Origin of the sequence: Paenibacillus sp. GYB004 (assembly GCF_036577605.1) — a bacterium.
Taxonomy (GTDB): domain Bacteria; phylum Bacillota; class Bacilli; order Paenibacillales; family NBRC-103111; genus Paenibacillus_AB; species Paenibacillus_AB oceani.
Genome location: NZ_JARBDB010000073.1, coordinates 44,648 through 62,890, shown reverse-complemented (window position 1 = coordinate 62,890; position 18,243 = coordinate 44,648). Strand labels below are relative to the sequence as shown.

Genomic DNA, 18,243 nt, shown 5'->3' with positions numbered 1-18,243 from the left:
ACCGTCCATACACGCTCATGATCTTTGTCGTCTACAGATGTGACGGGAGACGCGAGGTGACGAGTCTCACAATCTCCCGCATCTGCAGCTCCAACGACAGCGGATCAAAACCGTAAAACAGCTCCCGATTCACTTCGTACACCTGGTTGTTCCTCACGGCGGCAAACTTCTTCCACTGCGGATGGGAGGCAAGCGTTTTGTCCCGATCCACCCAGTTGGATGCATAGTTGACGATGATCAGATGATCGGCGGAGTATTCCGGCAATTCGGCTGCACTGATGCGGACATTCAGAAGCCCTTGATCGATAATTCGCTCCTTCACGGCAGCCGGGGGTGGAAGCTCCAGACACCGGTAGAGCATCGGCCCTCCCATGCTTCTTAGATCGCCGTAAATATGCATGTTACCGGACGCCATCTGCAAAATAGCGAACGTCTCCTGTCCATGAAGCACACGTCCCAACTGCTGCTTGGCCAAGGCCAGCCGTTTCTCGAACGAGGTCAGCCACGCCTCGGCCTCACGCTGCTTGCCGACTATCTCGGCGATATAACGGATCAGTTCCTTCCAGTCCATCGCTTCCAGGTCAATCGCTGCGACTGGCCCCAACTGAGCGACAGGTTCCATATCCATCTTATGGACATTGCAAAATACAAGATCCGGCTTCATCTCGCGCAGCAGACGGATGTTCTGTTCTTCCAGACCGTCGATCGTGATGCATTCCGCCTCGTCAAGCAAATGACCGAAATGCTCCCTCATCCAGGCAGGCAGCACGCAGGCGCGCGGAACAACACCGAGCGTCAGCAGGCAAGCGGTCATGCCGGCATCGAGGGAAACGTACGTTTTGGGCTGATGGATGTAGGCGCTCGGCGAGATGCCGGCTATTTGCTTGAACTTTCGGCTAAAGTAGTGCGCATTTTCAAACCCGATTTGCCGGGCTATATCAGCTACGCCGGAGTTGGATAGAAGGAGCAGCTCCTTCGCTTTCTCGATACGCAAGTGCAGGACATAATCGCTGAAGCTCATTCCCGTCTCTTTCCGGAACAACCGTGAGAAATGGGCCGGAGACACGCCGAATTGGCCGGCAAGCTGATCCCTCGTAAGAGCGTCGCGGTAATGCTTATGGATAAAATCGATCGTCTGCTCGATGCCGGCTCCTCCCGTCTCCCGCCCTCCGTTGTCCGGCATGTCGGCCAGCAGTATATCCAGAATTCTGTAAAACAACAGCAGCCTTCTGAACACATCGTGCTGCCGTCCGTTTCCGTAGAGCGAATGAAGCTCCTTAAACAGCTGCATAACCGGATACGGGGACCTCAGCCGGACCGGCTCCGGAAAGCCGTAAGCGAACCGTTCCTGGATATAGGGAGCTTTACCCGCAGATTGTTCGGATTTTCGGATCGCTTCAACGGTCATACGTCCCAGCTGCAGCATCCCGCTCCCCGTATTAACGACAAACATGCCGCTCCCGGCAGGTGCATAAACGACCAGACCGTACACAAGCTCGATTTTCCTGCCGTTCATATACAACTCGCCGGCTCCCCCTCTTACGAGAAGGAGCATGTCCGCTTCCGTCACATTCCATTCCTTCTGGTCATACGGCTTGTAGGCGATACTTTGCGTATCCAGCAAAACGGCAACCTGCTGCGGCGGCGGAGTAACCGGCTTTTTCACGGCTTCCTGCACCATGCTTGCGCTCGTTCCCGCTTTCCTTTCCGCAGTCCGCTTGCCTTGCTCCTTCAATACTTGCCGGACTCCGGCCGCATCCTCCTCGGTTAGTTTGCCGAGATGTTTCACTACCCGGTGCTTGCTGCGGCCTGACTCGTCTTTGTAGGTTTCGACAATCTTATAGTATTCATATAGGTTTCCATTTTTGGTAAACCGGCTTTTTTTGAGAAACACGGTACATGAACCCCCGCTTGTTTGGTGACTTTTTTGGGTAACTATTTTTATTATACAGCGAACGGATGGAGGATGTGCGACTATTGTGATTCCTCCTTTTTCTCAACCGAAACAAGGCAGCCTTGGGAAGGGCTGCCTTAGGGATTTCTTTTTTTGTATGAATATGCCTCGAACTGAGCGATGAATAGATGATCGCTTCTTGGTTAAGAGTCAGCGAGTATTACTTTTTATTAAATCATCCGAAGTTGAAGTGTACCTGATATCGGTTTCGTACATTCTGAGGAAGATAAACCTAAGCCATCCCCCTTCGGGATTGTCCGAATCCAATGTATCGGGAAATTCAAAAGAATTCGTACAGTCCCTCAACATAATCACTCGATAATTGTGATGGCGAGCACCAACGCAAGTATGAAACAGACAGGATTTGAGATGGAATCCTGCTACAAGGAGCGTATCGATCATCCATGTTTTTAGATAATAATCCAGCATCGTCCCGTTAAACCCATCCTTATGTGATTTAGGAATGACAGCTTCGGATTCTAACGGCTGAATGGAGCGGTTAAAAACAGGAGTTATTGGTTTCCAGCTGTTTTCTAGATAATCTAATCCGTGGATTCGTGTTGTAACATCATTAGGGCCGCCAACTCCGTGAATCGCATTGTATAAATAAACAACTTTCATTCCAACTTCTCTTGCGATTTTTAGTGCCTGATGAATCTGGTTTTCTACAATTTTATGGTCTGCCGAAGACTCGTCGCAATCAACTAATAATAAAGCGGTGTTCTCTGGAACAATAGGAATCCTTAAATTCGGATCCGCGTTGTATTTTTTTACAGGTAACAGGAATGTGCTAGAAAGAGAATCGTTGCCCATATAACCTCCTACAATTTAATATTGTACTGAAGGATAAGGATAAGGATAAGGTTCTTCCTTCTATACAGCGAAAATAAGTCACTCGTCGGATGCCTCTAAAGCTGCGAGTGTTATTCCGGCCGGTGTTGCCATTAGATCCGTTTTAATTTGCAATGCCTCCTCTCTATTTTGTGCAGGTGCTGACAGTACAAAGCCGGTTTCACTGTTCCAACTCCTTCGGGTTTCATTGGGGGATACTTCTTGTATTTCATAAATCAAAATTGTTAATTGTTCAAAGCCCGGACCGATATATAGGGTTCCATAAGAATAGGATTTAGGCACCCCATTCTCTATATAGGGATAGTACAACTCAGCTCCGCCATTTTTTCTGAATTTCATATTCAATCTTTTACTTTGTTCCGGAACAGGTACTTCCACGCCTTTGATGTTAATAAATCCTGTAAACGACCAACCCTCCACTTAAGAGCATTGTATTTTTCCATACCTAAGTGTCCAATCGTGGATTCCATCAATAAATTCTATGCGTGTTCAAGATACCCTTCACACTTTTACCATATACTTCTTGATATTGACTTGTAGCACAGCCACTTCTCCACGGCTTCCTGCACTTAAAAAGGCTGTTTCGTTTGAGCAGCAGCACACTCTGTCCGCTCAAGAACGAAAACAGCCTCTTCCTAGCCACCCTTCTAACTTTTCCTTTCTGATTAGCGTATAGAATTCATTTCCATCGCAAATGGATCGTTGAGTATGATAATGATATTCATTATCATACTATTTAGCATACAACAGCGCCGCTTCTCCCTTCTACCACTAGCCGGAGAATTTTCCCGGTTACAAGGTAAAACGGGCATAGAAAAACCGTCAGGAAATTACCCGACGGTCCAGTAACGTGTAAACAATTCGACTAGCTGACGGTACACCGGTCCACAGACCGCCTTTTTGCAGCCGGATCGTGTCCGGCTTCGCCCAAACGAAATGCGTACGGGGTAAGCTAACTGCGTGCAGCACAAAATAGAGGGTTCAACGGCTCGTATTCGCCTCCCTCTCTCCCGCAAATAACCGAATACGGTCGTTCCGTACAGCTCTTTTAAGCCGATTTTCAATTTGTTGTCGTTCAGACCGACCATTCGGGACAGCTCGACCAGCGATGGCGGATTGGCCATACGTTCCAGCACTATTTCGCGCACCCGTTTTATTTTATGGATTTCATCGGTGGACAAGCTCGTACGCTTCGGTTCGTCAAAAAAGGACTGAAACGCCGACAGCAGGAGCTCCAGAACGCGGCACTCCGTCTCCAGATTTGTAACGCCGCTCTTCTGCACGGAATGAGTCAACCTCCCTGCAATCACAGAAGCCGCCGGATTGATCGATTCTTGAAAAAGGCGGTACGACTGTCTTCCAAGCAAATTGGCAAAGTCCAACCGTCCGCCGGAAAAATCTTCAAGATACCGGTGGAAGGTCGAAACGGGAATCCCGAGCCCGAGCACCCGATACCGCTGATTCCCGGCGAATTCGAACTGCGCCTCCACCTCGCCGATCAGTTGAAGCGCGCACATCCCCGGTGTTATTTCGTACGGTTTGCGTTCGATATGGAGAACTCTCGTTCCTTGCAGACAATATAGAAGCTCGACCATCGGCGATCTCGTCGCAACCGGCATCACAAAATCTCCGTGACAGGATAACTCCAAGCATACGACCTCCAGATCGGGACGGGGACCGAAGCGGCGGATCGTCCCCTTGCCGATAGACGATCGCAGCTGCTTCGATTCCGAGCCGTGTCCGCTTGGCCCGTGCAACCCGAAGCCGTCGAAAAACAATCGAATGTTATGATGGAAGTCTGACATCGGTTTGGCTCCGTTTCTCCATTACGTTTTAAGATAATGATAATCATTATCATTAATTTTATGTCATAGAGAAGCCCTTTACAAGCGGAGAGAAGCGCTTTTTCTTCGTCTCATTAGAATCCGTCAACAGATTTGAAGAGAGGAAGACTCCTCCATCATTCAGGGACCGCTAACAAGCCGGTCTTGCTGCAAACAACCAAATGCCGCTCCCCTCAACGATCCCAGGTGAAGCGGCATGGCCGGCATTTCTCATCAAGCTTCCTGTCCAAACACTGCAGCGCGCCCAAACCGAATGATGCAAGCACTGGTCTGCGTCAGATCAAAGCTTATATTCAATCAGAATGTAAGCACAATCATCTGATGAATATGCAGCTCCGGTACAATCAGCTTCACCGTCCCGTCCTGCCAGCCCCAGGACAACGCCTCTCCCGACGGAGCGAGCGATACGTCGCGCGGCTTACGCGGCGGCCTCAGGCTAACCGGGATCGCGGTTCGCACCGGCAGCTCCTCGATCACCGTATTCCCGGTACTTCGCTTAGCGCCGTATTGGACGAGGTGAAGCACCCAGCGGTCGGGCCCAATCTGGCTCATCAGCGATACCTCGATCGAAGGCGATCGGGTGTCCGCTTCCACAATCCGCTCCTCCGGATCGACCAACAGGTCGATCATGTTCAGCGCCAACTGCCTGGCGTTGCGGCTGCCGATGTGGAAATAGTCCTCCGCCAGCGGAACGGCTGCGATCGCGATCTTCCCCTTGCCGAACGAGGCCAGCACCGCTCCGGGCTCTCCGCTCACCTCGCCGGCCGGCGCGTGGAAATGCCCGAAGCGGACGGCCGGATCGATGCCCTCATACGGCTCATGCAGCGCGGCGATCGTCTCGGCTCGCGGTCCGGGCGTCAGACGGACGAAGTCGCCCTTGACGAAGTAAGGGACCGGGGCGACGGAAGCAGCCAGCCTTGGCAGCGGCCGGATAAACGTGCCGGCGAACCGGCCGGGTCCGTCATACCGGACATCCGCCATTTCCTCCAGCACCTCCCTCCAGTCGTCCTGCTCCCAAAGGCCCGCGCCAGTCACAAGCAGCTTTCCGCCGCTTTCGACAAAATCCCGGACCGCTTGCGCCAGAGCCGGATCGAATGTACGGTTCTCCGCGAGCCAGATGCAGGTATATTTGGAGAAATCGCTGTCCTGATCGATGATGTCGTAATGCCGGCTGCCTTCGAGCAGCGCCAGGCCCGCGCCATACAGCGCCGCCCTCGTCTGCCTCCCGCTATTGCTCGCGTTGCCGCTCGAAGAGGCTTTGCGCTGACGGTCGGCGGCTAGCGCGATATAGGGCACCGATTTGGCGCCGGACGTCCAAGCTTCCCGCTCCTTCACGAAGCGGAACGCTTCACCGATTAGCTCATAGACGCCCTCCTCCGGCTTGCCGGACGGCGTAAGCTGATCCCCGACGCAGCAATCGCCGAGCGTAGCCATAATCGTGGCGCACTCGAATTTCAACTGTACGGGGTTGTTCAGACTGCCGAAATACCCCCAATTTTTCGGAAATCGCGTCGTCATTCCACCGGAAGGTTTCGGCAAGGTGCGAATGTACCGGGCGATCACCGGGTAATGGTAGCTGTTCCAGCTGACCGGCGCCTCCAGCTCGATAAAATCGAGCGCCTCGCTGCGCGCTCCGCCTACATACCACTGGTTGTTGCACGTAAATGCCAGATCCGGCCGCCCGAATGTTTTGACAATGTCCCGCGTCTTCACCATGAAGTCGTCCAGCGTGACGCGCTCGAGCCGCTCCTGATGCTCTTCCCGCTCCAGGTCGAGTCCGAGCTGCTCCGCTTTTTGATTGCAATAGCGGCAATAACAATTGCCTTCCCCCGGTATCATCACCATATCGAGGAAAATGCCCGCCACCTCCGGAAACCGCTGCACGAACGCTCTGAGCTGCGGCCAGAACCATGTTTCCGTAAACGGGGAATTCAGGCAGGTCCATCCCCACTCCGTTCCGTTTTTCGTATCGAGTGCGGCGCCCTCTTTCGTAACGATCGACCAATCGGGATGCTCGATGACGGCCCGGTCGTGAATCCCAACGGAGAAATGGACATAGATGGCGATGCCTTCCCGCTTGGCGACAGGCAGAAGCGGAGCGAGCATATCCCGCTCCAGTCCGGGATGGACGAGACCGGAGCCGGCTTCGTAATAAGCATTGCCGCAAGCGCAGGCGCCGAAGACGACTGTGACGGCGTTCACCTCCGCCTCCTTCCAGGTGCGGACCAGCGCTTCCGGATCGTATTCGTGTCCGACCCGTTTCACCCAATGCGGCGTGTGGAAATCCAGATGAATTTTTCGGTTTGTCGCTTGCTTTTCGATCATGGCCGTTCCCCCTTAATGCTTGGCGTTCGCTTTATTTATAACGTACTAAGCCGCAGTTCATAAAAATACTGCACAATAGGATGCTTGAATTTCATCTTTTCGCTCATAGTTAATATTCGTTTTTTTCCAACTCGTCTGTCTATCAATGCTAGAACATTCAATAGAATCTCGTCGCTCTCTAAGCTTTCCTCGATAGAAGCAGACAGAAACTTAGTAGCGATAACGATAAAATTGGATTTACATAAGGTTGACTGCGCCGACAGAAGCGCCTTTGCATATACTGTTTTTTTTCTGCTTGCTGCAATTACTTTCAGACGATCCTCCGGAACGTCCCCCTTGATCTCTTTTCGGACGGCTTCCAGATCTTCATTATCGACGGGAATTTGGATGTCCGGATCATTCTTAATTTCCAGCTCCGACTGATACCATCTGATGAAGTTGGCTGTATCCCCCATATTCAGTACGTTCTTTTTATCTACAGCAAGATTGCAAAGCCCAGCTTTATCGGGTAAATAACGGTAGCTCGTCGCAAGGTATTCGACCCTTCCATGCAAGGCAGGACAGAGAAAACTTTCCAGATTTTGTTTCAATTTGCTCCAGGACATGTACTACTCCTTGTTTTATAGGAATTACTGCCTACCTGAGGCAGTTGATCTATTCTCCATCATACTATAACAAACGTCATCTCCTCTATGTTCGATAGAAATAAGTTAAATCAATAGAGCGGGCGAAAATAGTCGCTGCAAACAAAAAAGAAAGCTTGATCTCTCAAGCTTTCCCGTAACCATTTATGTAGACGGCTTGGTGTCCCTAGACAGTTACAGTTCCAGTTCATCCAGAAATACTTCGCGTCCTCCCTGTTCCCGGCTGCGGATACCGGCAATAATCAACTTGCACAGCTCGACGGTCTCCGTGAAGGGATAAGGCCGCTCTCCGGTGCGGACATAGCCGACAAAGCTTTGGAGCTGGGCCTTGAAGGAATAGAAGGTGTCCCTTGTGCGCACAACGGCGTAATCATCGGTTCCGCACAGCTGCAAAATCCCGTAAGAGCCATACAGGTCCTCAATGACCGCCACGACGATGTCCACTCCACTGTGGTGCTTCAAATGGACGATACTGCGCTCCTTCGTACCGGAATGGCGCACCGAAAGGAATCCCGGCCCGACAATCGTATACACCGCCTCCAAAGAATGGATGCCGTACCGTTCCCAGCTTTTGAGCATCGTCGCGGAGACGAATCGCAACTGCCCCAGACTGTGCGTCGACAGGCGGTAAGGCAGAAACTCCTTGCTGTACCGCGAGCTGCTCGACGACAGTATCGCCTTGCCTTCCTCCACCCACCGGCAAAATTGCCGTAAATCCGCTTCGTTATCGGTCAGCGGCTTATCCACGAATACCGGCAGCCCCGCTTCGACAAACGGCCGGCACCGCTCCACATGCTCACTCCCGATATCGGTCGTGATCAATACCGCATCCACATGGCCGATCACGTCCTCCGGCCGCGCCACCACCTGACCGATCCGGGAGGCCCGGGCGACTTGCTCCCCCTCCTCCGGACGATCCGTCCATATATGCGTCACTCGCGCTCCGGGTATCCCGAACTGTTCCGCTGGCTGCCGGCTCAAGTATGGGAAGATCGCCGGATAAGGACATGTCTTCATTTCCTCCTCCCGGTATCCGTTCACAATGGCGCTCCAGGAGTACGGGTGCCCGTTCCCTTCCACCATACCCAGCATGGCCAATCGCAGTTCCCGATTCAACATAATGCCGCTCCCTTCCGTGTATCCATCACTCATCCCATAATTCTCGCAAGCCTTGCACCGTCTTGTCAACGAGCTGCTTCCCCGCCTCCGTGCCTGCCGGATTGTTGGCCGGAATCGAGCCGTAACCGCCACCCTGCAGCGATTTGGGACTTGGCAAGTAAGTGCCTCCTCCTGCAAGCTGTACGAGAAACGTCTGGACGGCAGGACTTCGAACTTTGATCCGGATGCCGTAATCGACATATAACTCGAACGGATTGGAAGCAAGGGCGATATCGCCGAGACGGAGCAGATGAATTTCGACAGGCAGCGATCGGTTCCGCTTCTGATGCTCGAGGCGATTCACCACATTTTGATTCCAATGCATCTGACGATAAGCTGCGCTTGCCGCAACATACCATCGTTTCTGTCTCCGCATCGGGTCTTGTTCCAGCTGACCTAGCTCCTTTTCATACACGGCCCGCAGATGCTCTGCTTCTTGCCCGGCGCTTGCGGCATCCGCTGCGGTCAGAGGGTTAACGGGGAGATCGAGCTTCACAACCCGGTGACGCAGAATGGGCGCATAATCGATGACTTGACTTATTGGCGGCAGCAGCGCGCATACTTCATCCGCGATACGCATAGCGATCTCTTGTCTTGCCGTTTGTCCTTTCAGCATCCGCATCCGCTCATAGGCCGCGCTTTCGAACAGCGGAAACGGGCACAACTCGCCGGCGGCGCTGCATTGGGCGAGGATATATAAGTGTTCTCCGAAACGATGGCGCAGCTCCCGCCTCGTTTCGTACCAATAATCCGCGCTGACCGAGAACTCGCTTTCGCTAAGCTGCGAGGGACACGGCACATTAACGATCAGTCCGGCCAAATCCCCGTTCGGTTCATACGTCGCCAGCACTTGGAGACTGTGGTCCTCATATCCTTCTACATGGCTAAAACCTTCGGATGCCGGCGGTACGAGCCCGTACTTGGCGCTGACGCCCTCCTGATTGACCCAACGGCGGTTTCGTCCGAGCACCGCATCGCCGATCCCGTAAGCGATACCCGCCTGCTTCCGCTTTTGCCAGGCTTCGGCTATCGCCTCCGCGATCCGCGCGGCCGCAAATTCCACGTACGTCTCCACCGGTAAATAGTCAAGTTCAACGCCGACTCCGAGCGCCGTATGAGCGGCCAGGGGGGACGGAAATCTCGTTTCCGGACCGGTATGCGTATGGGTAGCGTGAATCAGAACAACCGCCGGGTCCAGCTCGTCGCCGACTGCACTTCCAAGCTTGTCGCGAACCCGATCACGCAGTTCCTCCGATATAGCCAGCAGATCGCAGCTGACGATAACCGACTTCGCTTCGGCCGATTCCAGCACGCAGGCCGTTGCGCTCAGCGGATCGAGCACGCCTTCGGATAACCGGGCGTGGAACATGCCCGACAGAAGCGCAGGCCGCTCAGGTGTAATATCGGCTTCCGCCCATCCGATTTTCAAGTAACCTGACATATAAGGTCCTCCTCCGGTTTCGAGGCAAGGGACGATTTCACGGCCGACCGTTTTTCTCCGATAAGCTCCGCCACATATTCTGCGAACGGGAACGAGCAAGTAAAAGCCGGCGACACGGCATTCAGCACGTGAATGGAACCGGCGTCCCCCTCTACCACAAAATCCTGCACGAGTTCCAGCGTCTTTTTGTTCAGCAACTGTGCGCGAATGCCCGGCTGCAAAAAATCGCCGAATCCGTTCCGGTCCATTGCTTTGACCATTTTGAGCGACAAGCCGATGAAGTTCGCTTTGTCATATTTCTTCATTTCTTCGAAAGCAAGCTGGCGGAAATGAAACGAATTGGTCAGAAACAGCTTCGCTTCGTAATACAGAATTTGAATAAACTCCCCCAGATTAAACCGATGAAACCCTTTGTAATTTTCACGCCAGAAGGCGGGAATCGCGGTCGGTCCGATTTTGATGCTCCCGTCAACCGTCTTGGTAAAGTGGACGCCGAGAAAAGGATTGTTCAAGTTCGGAACCGGGTATATGTTCGTTGTTACGTCAGACTTGTTTTTCGCATATTTCATATAGATGCCTTTGAACGGAATGATCGTATACTGCAGTCCGAAGCCGAAATCGCGGGCAATCCGATCGGCAAACAGACCGGCAGCGTTAATGAAATAGCCGCACGTGAATACCGGCTTGTTGGTCCGGATCGTCTGGTGCGACCTGCCGGTATACTTGGTATTGAAAAAGAAATCTACGCCGCCAGACACAAGCTCTCTCTTCAGACACTGGCACACTTCCACCGGATCTACCGAGGCGGTATCCGGCGAGTACAACGCCTTCCTGTACGTCCTGACGTTCGGTTCAATCCGGGCCGCTTCCTCCTCGCTCAGCCATTCCAGTCGAACGCCGTTGCGTGCCGCCCGCCGCTTCAGCTCCTCGAGCCCCTGCAGCTCCGACTCGTCCGAGGCTACGACCAGTTTGCCGCACGGATTGATGAACAACCCGTTCTGCTCGCAGTATTTCTTCATCGCACGATTGCCGTCGCGCGTAAATCTTGCTTTCAGGCTGTCCGCCGTATAATAAAATCCGGCATGCAGAACACCGCTGTTGCGTCCGCTGGCATGCTTGGCAACGTCCGACTCCTTCTCGATGATCGCAATGCGCGCCTGAGGCTCCCGGCGGATCAGTTCCCTGGCGATCGACAGCCCGATGATACCGGCTCCTGCGATTAAATAATCGTACCGCAATGTGTTCCACCTCTTCCGCGATGTGCCGCTTTTGAGTCCGGCCTTATTCGTTATTTCGCCGTATATCCTCCATCGACTGGCAGGTTCGCACCCGTTATATAACTCGACGCTTCCGAGGCGAGAAATACGATGGCGCCCATCAGATCCGTATCGCCCGCCATCCGGCCGAGCAGTGTCCGTTTCTTGTATCGTTCGGTAAAGATGTCCGGGGTCATCTTCGTCCAGTACCCGCCCGGACTAACGCAGTTGCAGCGAACCCCCTCGGGACCGTAATGGCTCGCAACGTATCGGGTGAAATTGATCATGCCCGCCTTATGAAAGAAATAATCCGGATTAACCTTTGTGCCGAGTCCTTCATAAAGCGTCGTATCCGGCCCGACCATCCCGTACATCGAGCCAATATTGATGATCGACCCGGATTGCCGTTCGGCCATCCTGTTGCCGAATGCGCGGGTAGCGATAAAAAGCCCCGTTGCATTGACCTTCATGCTCTCAGCGAATTTGAACGACTCTTCCTCCCAGCCGTTTTTCATCGGGCGGGCGACGGCGTTATTGACGAGCACGTCAACTTGTCCTTCTTCCTGAACGATCCGGTCTTTCGCAGCGTGGATCGAAGACTCGTCGCTCAAATCCATATAGACCGCTTTCACCGCATGCCCGGTCTCATGAAACTCCCGCTCCAGCAGCTCAAGCTGGTCTTGGCGGCTGGAAGTCAGCCAGGTGCTCGCTCCCGCCTCCGCTAGCGCCTTCACGATTTGCCGGCCGTACTTGCCGGCCCCGCCCGTTACGACTGCCACCTTGCCCAATAAAGAGAATGCTTCCATTATATTCGCCACGGTGTTCATCCTTTTCCCATTTTTGCTTCGTAACACTTCTCTTATTGCGAGACAAAATCTCGTTTAATGAACAAAAGAATGGGCTTTCTTTGCAGAAAGCCGGCATCCCTTATCTTACTCCACTACACCTCTCGGAACGTAGCCAAGCCGCTCGGATATTAGTACGGCATAGTCGCGGACAACTTCGGCGACCGGTTCCAGACTGCCGTTTCCGAACGAACGCCCGCCCACGCTGATCGCCGCTACAACCTGGCTCGTATGGTCCCGGATCGGAAACGCGACGCAGCGAAATCCTATCGACAGTTCTTCATCGTCGATCGCATAACCGCGAGACTGCACCTGCTTGAGTTCTTCCATATACGCTTCGACCGTCCGGATCGACTTGGGCGTATGAACCGACAGACCGTGCTTGTTCAGGATGTCCAGAGCTTGCACTTCGTCCAGCCAAGCCATCAGCACTTTGCCGAGCGCTGTCGCGCTCACCGGATTGCGTACGCCGACAGGGGCGTTCACTCGCGTCGATTTCGGCGATTCCTGGTTTAGCAAGTACAGTACGGTACCCTCGTGCAATATTCCCAGATGCGCCTTTTCCCCTAATTTCTCGGCCAATTCCGGCAAGAAACGTTTCCCTTCGGTAATGAGCGCATTGTTGGCGTAAACCGAACCGAGTTCGAAGCATTTCGGCCCGACCTGGTACTTGCCTGTCTCCGGGTTCTGTTCGAGCAGCTGGTGCGCTTCCGCCGTGGCGAGCAGCCGGTGTACGACGCTTTTATGCAGCTTCAGATGCTCGGCGACGTCTGTAATGCCAAGCGGTCTGCGCTCACGGATGAACAGCTCGAATACCGAGAAGGCCCGATCGACGGATTGCACGATATAATACGGCGTATTTTCTTTCTTCATAGCTGCGCCTCCCCTTCGGTCTCATAATGCGAGAACGTTTCTCCAGATTCTATATAAGAATCATATAGGATCGGCCTCTTTGTTGTCAATCGTTCTGCCGTCGGTCCTTGCATGTAAAGCGACTACTTCCCGAAAGAAGCAGCCGCATTTGAACCTTTCCCTTCCTGCCGGGCACGTTATTGATACAACACCGCATCGTCGATATACAATGTTGTCCCTGCTTCGATCCCGCTTAAACGCAGGTGGACCTGTACGTAACTCACATCCACTTGATTGACGTCATCCGGAATCCACCCCGCATAGCGGATCGCCTTCCACTGCCCGCTTGTATCCACCGGATAAGAGGGCGACGTATACGTCCCGATAATTTTTTTCTGCGCATCGGTCAGGTTGATATATAAACGCATCGTACCCGAACTCGTTTGACCGGGAGGCAGCTTGACATAGGCTTGGGCCGCGAAAGGTCCCGTCTGGGGCACGACGTACTGGTACGGTCCGCCGAGTTGCAGCCCGTTAGCAGCCAAGCTGTACTGCCCGGTTCGCGCTTCATCGCCGCTTCGAGCGATCGTCCCGGTTGAAGGAAGCCAATTCCCCCATGGAGGAGCGGCCGTCGTCCCCATTTCAAAGGAATCGTTTTCCGTAATCGACGCAGCGGAGCCGCTCGTAATCGCAAGCAGCAATCGCGCGAATTCCCGCTGGTCGGACGGCTCGGTTTGCTGGGCGAGTGCGTTCACCTGCTGCGTAAGCGGTCCCCCGTTCGGCTCATTCGTCCGGATCTCATCAACCAACGGCCATAACGTTTGGGCTGTCACCCATTCTTCCTCATACTGGAAAACCTCCGCATCGTCGAGGTAAACGAGCGCGTCCTGCTCCATGCCGTCCAGGGTTATAACGACCTGGATCTGCTTGACCTCGCTCCCTTGGACGGCAGCAGGGACATCCTCCAGTATGCTGACGGAAGACCACTCCCCGGCTGTACGCGCAAGCGGAGTTACACTCGTCACGATCGACTTGAGCGTTTTCCCTTGCGCATCTTTCAAATGGAGATTGAGCTGAATCGTGCCGGCCGTCCCGGATTGAGGCGGCGTATAATAATACACCTGAGCGGCAGTCAGTCCGGGCTTCACTGCGAACGTTTGGTAAGGTCCGCCGCGAACCATCCCTTCCACCTTCAAGCTCGCCGTCCCCCGGTGCGACACCTGCTCGGTACGCTGGATCGTGCCGAATGTCGGTATCCAGCTCTGCCACGCCGCCGCTTGCGCTCCGCCTTCCTCGAACGAAGCGTTTGCCGATAAGGACAGCATGCTGGAACCGGTCCGCAGCAGCAAGCGGGCAAAGTCGCGTACAGGCGCGGATGGCGACGTATTCGCCAGAAGCTGTACCTGCTGGGTGACCGCTCCGCCCAGCGGTTCCTCTTCTTTCATATAAGCCGCCAGATACCAAAACGCCGACGCGTTCCATCCCGTCCAGTCCACCAGCGGAAGCGAGGACGGAGGGAATGCAAGCGCGATCTCATCGTTGTACGCCTCCAGATGGTCATGCCGCTCCGCCGCATAGGCGAGACGAGATTCAAGCGTTCCGGTCACTTCCGTCAGCAGATCCAGGGCATCCTGCTCCTGCTGCGGCCTTTCATACAACTTCGGATAGCTGCGCGCCGATGCTTCGTAATAATCGAACGATTGCTCCAACAGAAGCGCCCGTTTGTGCTGCTGCACCGTTCCGGCCTTGGCTACGGCAGACGCAAGAAGCTGCCTGCTCGTCGTCAGATCGGATTCCGCCACCAGATTCAGATACGAGGCGTCGCTGATGGACAAATAGGTGCTGTTCTTCCGGTCCCCGAACCAAGGGGACTCCAACACCCGGTCCGTCCAGAACTTTTCCCACACATCAAAATACGCCTGGATATCCGGGGCGGCGGCAGGACCCACCATCCGTTCATACCATTCCATCAATAACGCATCGACGTCCTGATCCGGGTCCCACTGCAGCTTCGCAGCAAGCCATGCTTTCGGCCCATCCCCCAGTTGATCGTAAATTTCCGTATAATGGGCGATCACTTCGTGTTCCTTCGCATACTCGTACTGTTCGGCCATCAGGTGCGGATAGACGCGCGGAAGCGTATAGTAGATGCCGTACAAGTAGTCGTACCAGGCAAGCTGGCTGGCGGCGGCCGACCACTGGACATTCTGCGCCTCCCCGTCATCGCGGACGTTCTCGTCCGCCCAGGCCATCCGGTCTTTCGTCAGCACGGGCACGACCCTCTCGTGAAGCGGAAACGATGGCGGGTCCATCACGTTTTTATAAGCAAGCACCCCGAACCATTTGTCCGGATATACTTGCAAAACCTGCTCGGCCACCTCGTTGACCCATGCATAATAAATGTCCGACATATTAACGAGCCCGATCGAATTCAATTGTCCCGGATAAGCTGGATGGGTCGGATTCGTCTCGCAGTAGTCTACGGAATCGTTAACCCCAAGCGAAAAAAACGTCTGGTTCGGATTCGCCGCAAAGTAGGCCAGGATGCGATCCACCGCAGTAGTAACGGTACCGGGCTCGGTGAAGCAAGGCTGCCAGCCGTGCATCGGCCGGTCCGGCGCCTTATGGCCGGGGTAATACTCCGGGTGGGTCGTCCCGTACTCCTCAACCGGGAACAGCGAGAAGAGGTTGTGCATGAAGACCATGCCCTTCCACTTGTTGTAGTTGCCCTGCAGTCGGTTGTTCTGCGCCCATTCAAAATAAGGCTGTCTGGCGCTTTGCACCGCCGGGGACCCGCCGTACGGACTCATCATGCGAAACGCAAACGCCGGCTCCTGCCGCACATCTTCCCTCTCTATCGACAAACTCGCGTGCTGCGGCACGTCCTCCCCATCCGGACCGGGGAACAGCCATCTGACGCCGACATACCGTTCCAGAAATTCCAGGACGCCATTATGAGTCCCCCATACGGACGGGCCGGCAATACGAATCGCCGAACCGTGCATATGGATCAGGAAACCGTCCTCCTTCACACCGTCCAGGGCAGCGTCGACATGGGAATCGGGTGCGAAAGCGTCCAGCCCCACCTCAATCCGCGTCATCGTCCCCGTACCGCCGCCCAGTTCGCTTGCCCCATAAACCGAGAGGAGCACGCCTGTAGACTTGTGCACATAGTCGACAAGTTGGTTCGCACTTCGCATTGTCTGTTCCTCCGCCTGGTCGGCGACAACGACGACGGCTTTGGCTTCTCCGTTTACGACGATGGGCAGAGTCTCCGTCTCTTGATTCGGCGACGGATTGCCCCCCTGCAGTTCGAGAATCAGCGTGTCGATCGCCTCATCCATGGAGACAATCGCGGCGGAGGTAATCAGTCCGATCTGCTCAAGTGCCGGTGCATGAATAAAACTGCGCATATCGTTCAAGTACGCGACCGCCTGCTCGCTGTTGTTTTGTGCGATGAGGATTTGGATGATTTGCTCGCGGTAACGCATTTCTGCCGAGACTCCTGCCGCCATGTCCCCGGAAGCTTCCAGCTGATTGATATGCTGCGCCAATGGCGACGCCTGCGATTGCTGGGCTTCTGTACGCAGCGAGCTTAACACTAGCAGCAGGATAGTCGATACAACAAGAAGCAACAAAGTAATCCGACTTGTTCTGGATGGATGGGGGTAGTCATTCAAATGAACCTCGTCCTCTCCGTCGTTTGATGGATACGTTTACCGTCCTGCTGTTCATTTTCCTTTCTGTGCTGCGATTGCTTTGTCCGCTTCTTCTGCCGCAACCCGTAAAGCGGTGTTCACATCGGCCGTTTTGCCCGTTGCCAGATTCGTCATCTCCTTCACAAGCGCCGCCTGCGCGACCGCATCGTACGGTGTCGGCGTATACGGCTCCGCCAGTTTGTCCGGGAACATCGCCTCGGCATGAATCGTTTTCCCGTTCAGCCATGGAATGTTCTTACCGAATTCGGATTTCGCCTTCGGATCGTTCAGTACCGACAACGTGCCTCGCCGCGCCATATTCAGCATGTTTTCCTCAGAAGCCAGATAGGCTACCACCTGAAAAGCTTCGTCTTTATGTTTGCTCGTGCTGGTGACGGCCGTAATCGTTCCATGGATGGAGCTGCCTACCCCCGGCAGATCGGCGAACGTAGGCGCTTTGGCGATGTCCCAATTAATTCCGGTCCACGTTCCGTTCAAATCCGTCGAAGCGATATACATGGCGGCCCGGCCTTCCTTCGTAAAGGCTGTTGCGACGTTCGCCTCGTTGCCCGGAATTTGCTGAAAACGCACCAGGTTGGAAACGAACCGCTGCCATTTCGGCTCCTTGACGAATAATGATTGATGGCTGACCGGATCGACCATGCCGATGCTCAGTTGATTAACCAGCATCATATGACGGTAATCGATCACCGCGCCCAAATATTGCACGCCGCCTTCATTTCTCGTCATCTTTTTCGCGATCTCATACGTCTCGTCCCACGTTAATCCGTCTTTCGGATACTTTTCTCCGAACTTGTCGAACAAATCTTTGTTGTAGTAAATTTTGTGTGCGCTCCGATTGACCGGCAGTCCGTACAGCGCTCCCCCTGTGACGGATTTTTGCGCGGTAATGGATTGCGGGTATAAGATATTGAGATTATAGCCGTGCTTTTTGATCAGCTCGCTAATGTCGTAGGCCAGTTTCGTATCGACCAATTGCTTGCCGATGTTCGACAGCCCGACGGCCATCAGATCCACCTGCATTCGGGTGGCAAGCGCGCTTTCCAAGGTCACTTGTCCCCCGCCGGTGTCGTCTTTCGTACCCAGCAAGTAGTAGTCGATCGTGATATGCGGAAACTTTTTCTTCAGCGCCGGGCCGTCCTCTTCCATAAACTTTTCCTTGGTCACGCTACCCAGCATCGTCAGTTGTACCGGTTCCGGCTGTGTGACGGCCGGCGGCGTTTCCGTCTTGTCTCCGGCTTGTTCATTTCCTTTGTCACCGCTCGTGCATCCTGCTGCGAACAGCAGGCTGGCCGCTATACAAGCAGTTGAAGCGATACCCGCTTTTCCGGTTACCTTTAATGGATACATGCC

13 protein-coding genes are annotated in these 18,243 nt (G+C 54.1%); all 13 read right to left on the bottom strand.

The features are described from left to right. Positions 1-31: 31 nt before the first annotated feature. The 13 genes from PV433_RS33350 to PV433_RS33290 all read right to left on the bottom strand — a co-directional run bounded on the left by PV433_RS33350 (position 32) and on the right by PV433_RS33290 (position 18,240). Positions 32-1,894 (bottom strand): AraC family transcriptional regulator, encoded by a 1,863-nt coding sequence (locus tag PV433_RS33350; protein ID WP_332076259.1) that lies wholly within the window; start codon positions 1,892-1,894, stop codon positions 32-34. 210 nt (positions 1,895-2,104) lie between these two features. Continuing rightward, positions 2,105-2,767, bottom strand: coding sequence for a cysteine hydrolase family protein (locus PV433_RS33345; RefSeq protein ID WP_332076258.1), 663 nt, complete (start codon positions 2,765-2,767; stop codon positions 2,105-2,107). A gap of 78 nt (positions 2,768-2,845) precedes the next feature. Then, complete coding sequence (locus tag PV433_RS33340; RefSeq protein ID WP_332076257.1) at positions 2,846-3,226, bottom strand: hypothetical protein; 381 nt, start codon at positions 3,224-3,226, stop codon at positions 2,846-2,848. Positions 3,227-3,636: 410 nt separating this feature from the next. Further along, positions 3,637-4,611, bottom strand: a complete 975-nt coding sequence (locus PV433_RS33335) for an AraC family ligand binding domain-containing protein (protein ID WP_332076256.1) — start codon at positions 4,609-4,611, stop codon at positions 3,637-3,639. Between the two features lie 336 nt (positions 4,612-4,947). After that, positions 4,948-6,975 carry an alpha-amylase family protein gene (locus PV433_RS33330; RefSeq protein ID WP_332076255.1) on the bottom strand — a complete coding sequence of 676 codons (2,028 nt, stop codon included), beginning with the start codon at positions 6,973-6,975 and terminating at the stop codon, positions 4,948-4,950. A gap of 35 nt (positions 6,976-7,010) precedes the next feature. Then, positions 7,011-7,580 carry an SF0329 family protein gene (locus tag PV433_RS33325; protein WP_332076254.1) on the bottom strand — a complete coding sequence of 190 codons (570 nt, stop codon included), beginning with the start codon at positions 7,578-7,580 and terminating at the stop codon, positions 7,011-7,013. A gap of 213 nt (positions 7,581-7,793) precedes the next feature. Next, on the bottom strand, positions 7,794-8,771 hold the full coding sequence (locus PV433_RS33320; RefSeq protein ID WP_332076253.1) for a Gfo/Idh/MocA family oxidoreductase: 978 nt from the start codon (positions 8,769-8,771) through the stop codon (positions 7,794-7,796). Then, positions 8,764-10,218 carry a hypothetical protein gene (locus PV433_RS33315; protein ID WP_332076252.1) on the bottom strand — a complete coding sequence of 485 codons (1,455 nt, stop codon included), beginning with the start codon at positions 10,216-10,218 and terminating at the stop codon, positions 8,764-8,766. The genes PV433_RS33320 and PV433_RS33315 overlap by 8 nt, the downstream gene beginning before the upstream one ends. Then, positions 10,203-11,456, bottom strand: coding sequence for an L-2-hydroxyglutarate oxidase (gene lhgO, locus PV433_RS33310; RefSeq protein WP_332076251.1), 1,254 nt, complete (start codon positions 11,454-11,456; stop codon positions 10,203-10,205). Before lhgO ends, PV433_RS33315 begins: the two co-directional genes overlap by 16 nt. Before the next feature lie 50 nt (positions 11,457-11,506). Continuing rightward, the gene (locus PV433_RS33305) at positions 11,507-12,292 is read right to left on the bottom strand and encodes an SDR family oxidoreductase (RefSeq protein WP_317891270.1); all 786 of its coding nucleotides are present in this window, start codon (positions 12,290-12,292) and stop codon (positions 11,507-11,509) included. 114 nt (positions 12,293-12,406) lie between these two features. Further along, complete coding sequence (locus tag PV433_RS33300) at positions 12,407-13,192, bottom strand: IclR family transcriptional regulator (RefSeq protein ID WP_332076250.1); 786 nt, start codon at positions 13,190-13,192, stop codon at positions 12,407-12,409. A 176-nt stretch (positions 13,193-13,368) separates the two neighbouring features. Next, positions 13,369-16,806, bottom strand: a complete 3,438-nt coding sequence (locus tag PV433_RS33295) for a DUF4838 domain-containing protein (RefSeq protein ID WP_332076249.1) — start codon at positions 16,804-16,806, stop codon at positions 13,369-13,371. 96 nt (positions 16,807-16,902) lie between these two features. Beyond that, positions 16,903-18,240 (bottom strand): ABC transporter substrate-binding protein, encoded by a 1,338-nt coding sequence (locus PV433_RS33290; protein WP_332076248.1) that lies wholly within the window; start codon positions 18,238-18,240, stop codon positions 16,903-16,905. Positions 18,241-18,243: the final 3 nt, after the last annotated feature.